Consider the following 8908-nt stretch of genomic DNA (forward strand, 5'->3'; position numbering starts at 1 on the left):
GCAAGCTTCTCCAATTCAGGCCAGTGCCGCGCGGGTGGCGGCAACGGCGTCAGGGGTATTGAGGTTGTAAGTGGTCACGCCATCGGCGCAACGCTTGTTCAGGCCAGCCAGGACTTTGCCCGGGCCGCACTCGACCAGATTGACTGCACCATTGGCCGCCAGGGCCTGCACGCACTCAACCCAGCGTACCGGCTGGTACAGCTGCGCCAGCAGGTCCTGCTTGAGGGCATCGAGGTCGGCCGCGATGGCGGCGGTGACGTTCTGCACCACCGGGATCTGCGGGGCCTTCCACTCGATGGCGTTGACCGCATCGGCAAAGCGCTCGGCAGCCGGCTTCATCAGGGCGCAGTGCGAAGGCACGCTGACGGCCAGCGGCAGGGCGCGCTTGGCGCCTTTGGCCTTGCACAGCTCCATGGCGCGGTCGACCGCCGCCTTGTTGCCGGCGATGACCACCTGCCCTGGCGAGTTGAAGTTGACGGCACTGACCACTTCATCTTCAGCCGCTTCGGCGCAGAGCTCCACGACCACAGCGTCGTCCAGGCCGAGAATGGCGGCCATGGCCCCGTGCCCGGCAGGTACCGCTTCCTGCATCAGCTGGCCACGGCGCTCGACCAGGCGCACAGCGTCTTTCAGGCTGATGCTGCCGGCAGCGACCAGGGCGCTGTATTCACCCAGGCTATGACCGGACACGAAAGCTGGCGTGGCACCGCCCTCTTCCAGCCACAGACGCCACAACGCGATGGACGCGGTGAGGATCGCCGGCTGCGTCTTGTCAGTCTGGTTGAGTTGCTCTTCCGGACCTTCCTGAACCAGCTTCCACAGGTCGTAACCGAGTGCTGCAGAAGCTTCCTTGAAGGTTTCGATGATCACTGGCTTCTCGGCGCCGAGCTCGGCGAGCATGCCCAGCGACTGGGAACCTTGACCGGGAAAGACGAATGCGAGAGATGCAGACATTGAACAAGCCCTTATGATCTTGTCGTCGGATAGGGTACGCCAGGCCTTGGGCCAGGCGCGGAATCTGAAAGCTTGGATGAAGACGCAGACCAAGCGGTCACATTTAAGCACTTCATCGGTGATATGCCTAAGGTCTTTGTTTGCCTGCTCGGGCCCGTCGCAGGCTAAAGCAGCAGGTCCTCCAAACGCCCGTGCAAACGCTGCGGCAGATTCTCCTGAATCTCGATCAACGCCCGCTGGATGGCACTCTGGAACCCCTGAACGCCTGCGGAGCCATGGCTCTTGATGACGATACCCTGCAAACCCAGGAAACTCGCGCCATTGTGCCGCGCCGGCGCCAGGTCGGCCTGCAGGCGCTTGAGCAGGGGCATGGCCACGGCTCCAGCGGCCCGCGCCAGCAACCCGCCCTTGAACAATTGCTCGATCCGCGCACCGATCATGGTGGCCAGGCCCTCGCTGGACTTGAGCAGGATATTGCCAACGAAGCCGTCGCACACCACCACATCCGCCTCGCCACGGTACAGCCCGTCACCTTCGACAAAGCCCACATAGTTGAGCCCGCGGGCATTGTGCAACAGGCTTGCCGCCAGCTTGACCTGCTGGTTGCCCTTGATGTCCTCGGTACCGATGTTCAGCAACGCCACGCGCGGGCGGTGAACACCCAGGGCCTGGGCGGCCACCGACCCCATCACGGCGAACTGGTACAGGTTTTCGGCACTGCAATCGACATTGGCACCCAGGTCGAGCAACTGGCAGTAACCGGCCTGGGTCGGGATCGCCGCCACCATGGCCGGGCGGTCGATACCCGGCAGGGTCTTGAGCACGAAGCGTGACAACGCCATCAGCGCGCCGGTGTTGCCGGCACTGACGCAGGCCTGGGCCTTGCCATCACGCACCAGTTCCAGGGCGATGCGCATGGACGAGTCCGGCTTGCCACGCAGCACCTGGGATGGCCGCTCGTCCATGCCGACCACTTCACTGGCGGCGACGATTTGCAGGCGCGCGCGATCCGCAGCCGCAAGGCCGCTGACAAGATCTTCCAGGAGGGAGGGTTGACCGACGAGGGTCAGGTGCAACGAGGGGGTAGCGGAAAGGCAGGCAATGCTAGCCTGAACAATGCTGCGGGGACCGAAGTCCCCGCCCATTGCGTCGATCGCGATGACCTGAGCGGACAAGGATTACTCGTCAGCGCCCTTGTCGACCACTTTGCGACCACGGTATACGCCTTCTGGCGAAACGTGGTGGCGCAGGTGGACTTCACCGGTGGACTTGTCTACCGACAGCGCGTTTTCCGACAGAGCGTCGTGCGAACGGCGCATGTCACGGGCAGAGCGGGATTTTTTGTTCTGCTGAACAGCCATAATTGATTAACTCCTAAACGTTTGGGTCACGCTTTAACTGCGCCAAAACACTGAACGGGTTGGACCGCGATACCTCGTCCTTGCTCGATTCGGGCTCGTCTGCGCCCGCCGGCTGCTGGCATTCTTCCGGATGATGAGCAGGCACGATTGGCAGGGCGAGCAGAAGCTCCTCCTCGATCAATGCCTGCAGATCCAAAGGATCTTCGCCCAGTTCCAGCACGTCATAGCCTTTCGGCAACGACTGGGTATTCGCACCCTCCTTCACCACAGCGTAAGTGCATTCGCTATGGATCGGCAGGGTGACCAGCTCAAGACAACGCTGGCAAACCATTTTGACTTCGACGTCCAGCTCGCTGTGGATAACCACCACGTGCTGTTCATCTCGTTCAAAATCGAACTTCGCCTGCACCGTACCGACATTGTCGGAAAGCGGGTCGCAGAGTCTTTCCAAATCAGCGAGCGGCAGCGAACCGTTAAGGGTTACGCTACGATCGGCTAATTTGCGCGGGTCAACGTGAGGTGGAATCGGGTCATTCAACATAGGCGCAGCATAATAGGGATGCCCCCCGCCCCTGTCAAAGGAAATTAGGCGGCATCGTGCGTGATAGAATTTGTTCAACTGAATCAGGAGTCTACCATGCTTCCTCTGTTACTGGCTTCCAGCTCTGCCTATCGCCGCGAACTGCTCGCCCGCCTGCAACTGCCTTTCACCTGGGCAAGCCCCGACATAGACGAGCAGCGCCAGGCCGGCGAACCAGCGCCAGAGCTGGTGCAGCGCCTGGCCAGGCAGAAGGCCGAGGCACTGGCGGGCAACCACCCCGGGCACCTGATCATCGGCTCGGACCAGGTGGCGGTGCTGGGCGAACAGGTGCTGGGCAAGCCGAAGACCTTCGAGCGCGCCTGCGAACAACTGCTGGCGTGCAGCGGGCAGCAGGTGTGCTTCCTGACCGGGCTGGCGCTGCTCAACAGCGCCACCGGGCAATGCCAGGTCGATTGCATACCGTTTACCGTGACCTTGCGCGAACTGAGCCGCGAGCAGGTGGAGCGCTATGTCGCGGCGGAGCAGCCGCTGGACTGCGCTGGCAGCTTCAAGGCGGAGGGGTTGGGGGTGAGTTTGTTTCAGAGCACCCATGGCTGCGACGCCACCAGCCTGATCGGGCTACCGTTGATTCGGCTGGTGGACATGCTGACCAAGGAAGGGGTGGTGATTCCTTGAGGGCCTGGGGCCGCTTTGCGGCCCATCGCCGGCAAGCCGGCGATGGGGCCAGAACAGGCTATCAGCGCAGCTGTGGCCCCTGGAAGCCCATCCACATGGCCAGGTGCTCAGCCACACTGGCCCCGACCCGCTTGGAGAAGCGGTCAAACGGCGATTCCTGCACGGTGAAGTCCACCAACTCCTTCTCACCCACGATCTCACGCGCCACATAGCTGGCACTGCCCAGCCCATCCACCAGCCCCAGCGCCTTGGCTTGTTCACCCGACCACACCAGGCCACTGAACAGCTCCGGGTGCTCCTTGTCTTTCAGGCGCTCGCCGCGGCCCTGCTTGACCATGGCGATGAACTGGTTGTGCGTGGTGTCCAGCACCCCTTGCCAGAACCGCGTCTCCTCGGGCTTTTCCGGCGAGAACGGGTCAAGGAACGCCTTGTGCTCACCCGAGGTGTAGGCGCGGCGCTCGACACCCAGCTTTTCCATGGTGCCGACGAAGCCATAGCCGGCCGCCGTTACCCCGATGGACCCCACCAGGCTGGCCTTGTCGGCGTAGATCTCGTCTGCCGCACTGGCAATGTAGTAGGCACCGGACGCCCCCAGGTCGGCAATTACCGCGTACAGCTTGATGGCCGGGTATTCGGCACGCAGGCGGCGGATTTCGTCGTACACGTAACCGGCCTGCACCGGGCTGCCACCCGGGCTGTTGATGCGCATTACCACCGCCTTGGTCTTGCTGTCTTTGAAGGCCTCACGCAGGCTCTTGACGATATTGTCTGCGCTCGCCGCCTCCTGGTCGGCAATCACGCCACGCACCTCGACCAGTGCGGTATGGCTGGCACCGCGCGAGGCCGCCTTGTCCATATCCATCAGCGGCGAGAACAGCGCCAGGATGCCGAACAGGTAAACGAAGGTCAGCAGCTTGAAAAAAATACCCCAGCGCCGTGAGCGGCGCTGCTCCTGCACACTGGCCAACAGGGTCTTTTCCAGCAGTTGCCAGCTCTTGCGCTCTTCGCGCTCCCCGGGCTCGGCCTCGGGGGCTTTCCATTCGTCTGCCATGCTCACCTACCTTGGAAGTGGAATTGCGGCCCCAGCCAACCACTCGCGCAGCTGGGAAAAATGCTCGATGCAAACCTGCGGGCCGAACTCGGCCAGCGCCTGTAACGACATGGCACCATAGCCCACGGCCACCGAATGCATGCCGGCATTGCTGGCCATTTGCAGGTCGAATGCCGAATCTCCGACCATCAGCGCACGCTGCGGTTCTACACCACAATGGCCGAGAATTTCCTCGAGCATCAGCGGGTGTGGCTTGCCACGGGTTTCATCAGCGGCGCGGGTAATGTCGAAAAACGCCTGCCAGCCGTTGGCCTTGAGCACCCGATCGAGGCCGCGACGGGCCTTGCCGGTGGCCACCGCCAGGCGGTAACCCTCGGCGCGGAAGGCGTCCAGCGACTCGCTCACCCCCTCGAACAGCGGCGAAGGCTGCTGATCCAGGGCGGTGTAGATATCAGCGTAGTGCTGACGGAAGCTTTCGACCTGAACGGGCTCCAGGTGCGGGTACAGGGTATGGATGGCCTCGTCCAGGGCCAGGCCGATGATGCCCTTGATCGCATCATCACTGCTTTGCGCCGCACCGGCACGCACGGCAGCCGCGTTCATGGACTCGACGATGCGCCCTACGGAGTCGGCCAGCGTGCCGTCCCAGTCGAAGATCAGCAGTTCATAAGCTTTTTTCATAGGTCACGGCGCACTCAGCCGCTCCACAGTCTTGGCCCAGACTTCGTCCACCGGCGCTTCAAGCTTGAGCTCGCCACCGTCCGGCAGCGGCACGGTCAGCGCGTAGGCGTGCAGGAACAGGCGCTTGCCACCCAACTCGCGAATTTCGCGGCTGAAATCTTCGTCGCCGTATTTGTTGTCGCCGGCGATCATGTGCCCGGCATGCAGGGTATGCACGCGAATCTGGTGGGTACGCCCGGTGATCGGCCGCGCCTCGACAATGGTGGCGAAATCGCCGAAGCGACGCAGCACGCGGAACAGGGTCAGCGCCTCCTTGCCCTCATCGTTCACCTCGACCATACGCTCGCCCGAGCGCAGGTTGCTTTTGAGCAGGGGCGCGTTGACCTGTTTCTTGGCCGTGGGCCAGTGGCCCCGCACCAATGCCATGTAGCGCTTGTCCACGCCATCACCGCGCAGCGCCGCATGCAGGTGGCGCAACATGCTGCGCTTCTTGGCGATCATCAGCAGGCCGGAGGTGTCGCGGTCCAGGCGGTGCACCAGCTCCAGCTCCTTGGCGTCAGGGCGCAGCTGGCGCAGCGCCTCGATCACGCCGAAGCTCAGGCCACTACCGCCATGCACGGCGATGCCGGCCGGCTTGTTCATCACGATCAGCGCCTTGTCTTCATAGACGATGGCCGCCTCCAGGCGCTGCAACAGCCCCTGGGCGACCGGTGCCGGCTCGTCGCGCTCCGGCAGGCGGACGGGCGGCACCCGCACGATATCGCCGGCCTGGATCTTGTACTCGGGTTTCACGCGGCCCTTGTTGACCCGCACCTCACCCTTGCGCAGGATGCGGTAGACCAGGGTCTTGGGCACGCCCTTGAGCGCCGTGATGAGGAAATTGTCGATGCGTTGGCCGGCAAGCTCCGGCGCGACTTCGATCAGCTGTACGCCGGAAGTCGGAGGGGTATTGGTCGTCATGGCGGGAATCATAACAATTTTTTATGGAATTGAAGCACTTAATCATTGCTGCTATAGTCGCGAACGCCGCCAAAAGTGGCAGGCCAGCAAAACCAGGCCCTGAGCCGGTTGCTGACCTACGCAATTCTCCAGGACGCGAGGCCGTCCTACGGGGTTTTCGCCAGTTTACCGAATTGCCTGGAATCGCCACCAGCGCTGTGTAGAGAAGACCGAAAAAAACGACAAGTGTGGTTGTTCACCTGCTTACCCGATTCTTTTCGTTGTAGCTCTGCCCGCCCCGTCGCTTCCACGCAACGCAAGGCGAATGCTCCGGAAACAACAGCCTTGGACATGTAATGGCGTCAGCTTCCCATTCGAAGCTGGCGAAAAATGCAACCCGTTGCGGATTCAGCGCGCGGCAGCACCCGAATTATCAGGGATACGTGCAGGGTGGAGATGCACAGCCCTCGGACCGTGTAGCACCGCGTCCGGCCAGCAGCCGATTGAAGGCTGGTGAGCGGATAAGGTCCTGAACAGATGCCCCCGGGCGTCCACGGCTGACGGTTGATTCCTCCTCCTGACTGAGTGCACAAGGCCCGCTTGGTTGATTCGGATACCCATTCGAAGCCACCGGGGCCTTGTTGGCACCGCAGCAAACAGGACGCGTCGTCGCGACAACGGCAGGCTGGGCAACCGGCTGGTGCCGAACGTTGCTCGACACGGGGGTGGCCCGGCCACCCTTTGCGCACCTTGGCACCGACCATGAGACGTCGTGTGTGCCGAACGCCGTTTCCGGCAGCCCGGAAACCGACGGTACAACATGAAAAGAATGCTGATTAACGCAACTCAACCCGAAGAGTTGCGTGTAGCCCTGGTGGACGGCCAACGTCTCTACGACCTGGACATCGAGTCCGGCGCGCGTGAGCAGAAAAAGGCCAACATCTACAAAGGCAAGATCACCCGCATCGAACCCAGCCTCGAAGCCGCTTTCGTCGACTTCGGTTCCGAACGTCACGGCTTCCTGCCGCTGAAAGAAATCTCCCGCGAATACTTCAAGAAAACCCCGGAAGGCCGGGTGAACATCAAGGAAGTGCTCAGCGAAGGCCAGGAAGTCATCGTTCAGGTCGAGAAGGAAGAGCGTGGCAACAAAGGTGCCGCCCTCACCACCTTCATCAGCCTGGCCGGCCGCTACCTGGTACTGATGCCCAACAACCCGCGCGCCGGTGGCATCTCGCGCCGCATCGAAGGCGAAGAGCGCAACGAACTGCGCGAAGCCCTGAACGGCCTGACCGTACCGGGCGACATGGGCCTGATCGTGCGCACCGCCGGCCTGGGCCGCAGCAGCGAAGAAATGCAGTGGGACCTGGACTACCTGCTGCAATTGTGGACCGCCATCAAGGAAGCGTCCCTGGACCGCGCCGCGCCGTTCCTGATCTACCAGGAAAGCAACGTCATCATCCGCGCCATCCGCGACTACCTGCGCCAGGACATCGGCGAAGTATTGATCGACAGCATCGACGCCCAGGAAGAAGCCCTGACCTTCATCCGCCAGGTGATGCCGCAGTACGCCAGCAAGGTCAAGCTCTACGAAGACAGCGTGCCGCTGTTCAACCGCTTCCAGATCGAAAGCCAGATCGAAACCGCCTTCCAGCGCGTGGTCGACCTGCCGTCCGGTGGCTCGATCGTGATCGACCCGACCGAAGCCCTGGTGTCCATCGACATCAACTCGGCGCGCGCCACCAAAGGCAGCGACATCGAAGAAACCGCCCTGCAGACCAACCTGGAAGCGGCCGAGGAAATCGCCCGCCAGTTGCGCCTGCGTGACATCGGCGGCCTGATCGTCATCGACTTCATCGACATGACCCCGGCCAAGAACCAGCGCGCCGTCGAAGAGCGCGTGCGTGAGTGCCTGGAAGCCGACCGCGCCCGCGTGCAGGTTGGGCGCATCTCGCGCTTTGGCCTGCTGGAAATGTCCCGTCAGCGCCTGCGCCCATCGCTGGGTGAAAGCAGCGGCATCGTCTGCCCACGTTGCTCCGGCACCGGCATCATCCGTGACGTCGAGTCGCTGTCGCTGGCCATCCTGCGCCTGATCGAAGAAGAAGCCCTGAAAGACCGCACCGCCGAAGTGCGTGCCCAGGTGCCAATCCCGGTAGCAGCGTTCCTGCTCAACGAAAAGCGTAATTCCATCACCAAGATCGAGCTGCGCACCCGTGCGCGCATCATCATCCTGCCGAACGATCACCTGGAAACCCCGCACTTCGAAGTCCAGCGCCTGCGCGACGACAACCCGGAAGTGCTGAACAACCAGTCCAGCTACGAAATCGCCGCCAGCGAAACCGAAGAAGCACCACAACCGACTGCCACCCGTACCCTGGTTCGCCAGGAAGCGGCCGTGAAAACTGCCCCGGCCCGCGCCAATGCACCGGTACCGGCCGCCGCCGCGCCGAGCGCGCCGGAGCCAAGCCTGTTCAAGGGCCTGGTCAAGTCGCTGGTCAGCCTGTTCGCCGGCAAGGACGAGCCTGCCGCTGCCCCGGTCGCCCCTGCCGCCGAGAAACCGGCCGCCGAGCGCAGCCCACGCAACGAAGAACGCCGCAACGGCCGCCAGCAAAGCCGCAACCGCAATGGCCGCCGCGACGAAGAGCGCAAGCCGCGTGAAGAGCGTGCCGAGCGCCAGCCACGCGAAGAACGTGCACCACGTGAAGAACG

The 8908-nt window shown here is 62.9% G+C and carries 9 protein-coding genes; 2 read left to right on the forward strand and 7 right to left on the reverse strand.

Features of this window, described 5'->3' with window-relative positions:
* Positions 1-15 precede the first annotated feature (15 nt).
* The 4 genes from fabD to G1E_RS27750 form a co-directional block, all read right to left on the reverse strand.
* Positions 16-954 carry an ACP S-malonyltransferase gene (gene fabD / locus G1E_RS17220; RefSeq protein ID WP_029887081.1) on the reverse strand — a complete coding sequence of 313 codons (939 nt, stop codon included), beginning with the start codon at positions 952-954 and terminating at the stop codon, positions 16-18.
* A 164-nt stretch (positions 955-1118) separates the two neighbouring features.
* A complete protein-coding gene (gene plsX / locus G1E_RS17225) occupies positions 1119-2129 on the reverse strand; it encodes a phosphate acyltransferase PlsX (protein WP_082416259.1) in 1011 nt (336 codons plus the stop codon).
* Positions 2130-2132: 3 nt separating this feature from the next.
* A complete protein-coding gene (gene rpmF, locus G1E_RS17230; protein WP_029887079.1) occupies positions 2133-2315 on the reverse strand; it encodes a 50S ribosomal protein L32 in 183 nt (60 codons plus the stop codon).
* Positions 2316-2328: 13 nt separating this feature from the next.
* A complete protein-coding gene (locus tag G1E_RS27750; RefSeq protein WP_082437978.1) occupies positions 2329-2856 on the reverse strand; it encodes a YceD family protein in 528 nt (175 codons plus the stop codon).
* Between the two features lie 96 nt (positions 2857-2952).
* On the opposite strand from G1E_RS27750, the gene G1E_RS17240 reads away from it, so the two are divergent.
* Positions 2953-3531: a nucleoside triphosphate pyrophosphatase gene (locus G1E_RS17240; protein ID WP_009685072.1), complete on the forward strand. Its 579-nt coding sequence runs from the start codon at positions 2953-2955 to the stop codon at positions 3529-3531.
* 61 nt (positions 3532-3592) lie between these two features.
* Here G1E_RS17240 and G1E_RS17245 read toward each other — a convergent pair whose 3' ends face one another.
* The 3 genes from G1E_RS17245 to rluC are packed head-to-tail and all read right to left on the reverse strand — an operon-like array spanning position 3593 to position 6223.
* Positions 3593-4582: a S49 family peptidase gene (locus G1E_RS17245; RefSeq protein WP_009685073.1), complete on the reverse strand. Its 990-nt coding sequence runs from the start codon at positions 4580-4582 to the stop codon at positions 3593-3595.
* A gap of 6 nt (positions 4583-4588) precedes the next feature.
* Positions 4589-5263 (reverse strand): HAD family hydrolase, encoded by a 675-nt coding sequence (locus tag G1E_RS17250; RefSeq protein ID WP_009685074.1) that lies wholly within the window; start codon positions 5261-5263, stop codon positions 4589-4591.
* A 3-nt stretch (positions 5264-5266) separates the two neighbouring features.
* Positions 5267-6223, reverse strand: coding sequence for a 23S rRNA pseudouridine(955/2504/2580) synthase RluC (gene rluC / locus G1E_RS17255; RefSeq protein WP_009685075.1), 957 nt, complete (start codon positions 6221-6223; stop codon positions 5267-5269).
* A gap of 799 nt (positions 6224-7022) precedes the next feature.
* Here rluC and rne point away from each other — a divergent pair.
* Positions 7023-8908 (forward strand): ribonuclease E (gene rne, locus G1E_RS17260; RefSeq protein ID WP_047149968.1); only part of this gene is annotated, 1886 nt, incomplete at its 3' end.

The organism is Pseudomonas sp. TJI-51, from assembly GCF_000190455.2.
GTDB lineage: Bacteria > Pseudomonadota > Gammaproteobacteria > Pseudomonadales > Pseudomonadaceae > Aquipseudomonas > Aquipseudomonas juntendi.

What these genes read in the sequence shown, in the direction of transcription:
- rpmF (WP_029887079.1), bottom strand. Translation starts at nt 2,315, where the DNA reads ATGGCTGTTCAGCAGAACAAAAAATCCCGCTCTGCCCGTGACATGCGC.
- rluC (WP_009685075.1), bottom strand. Translation starts at nt 6,223, where the DNA reads ATGACGACCAATACCCCTCCGACTTCCGGCGTACAGCTGATCGAAGTC.
- fabD (WP_029887081.1), bottom strand. Translation starts at nt 954, where the DNA reads ATGTCTGCATCTCTCGCATTCGTCTTTCCCGGTCAAGGTTCCCAGTCG.
- G1E_RS17250 (WP_009685074.1), bottom strand. Translation starts at nt 5,263, where the DNA reads ATGAAAAAAGCTTATGAACTGCTGATCTTCGACTGGGACGGCACGCTG.
- G1E_RS27750 (WP_082437978.1), bottom strand. Translation starts at nt 2,856, where the DNA reads ATGTTGAATGACCCGATTCCACCTCACGTTGACCCGCGCAAATTAGCC.
- G1E_RS17240 (WP_009685072.1), top strand. Translation starts at nt 2,953, where the DNA reads ATGCTTCCTCTGTTACTGGCTTCCAGCTCTGCCTATCGCCGCGAACTG.
- G1E_RS17245 (WP_009685073.1), bottom strand. Translation starts at nt 4,582, where the DNA reads ATGGCAGACGAATGGAAAGCCCCCGAGGCCGAGCCCGGGGAGCGCGAA.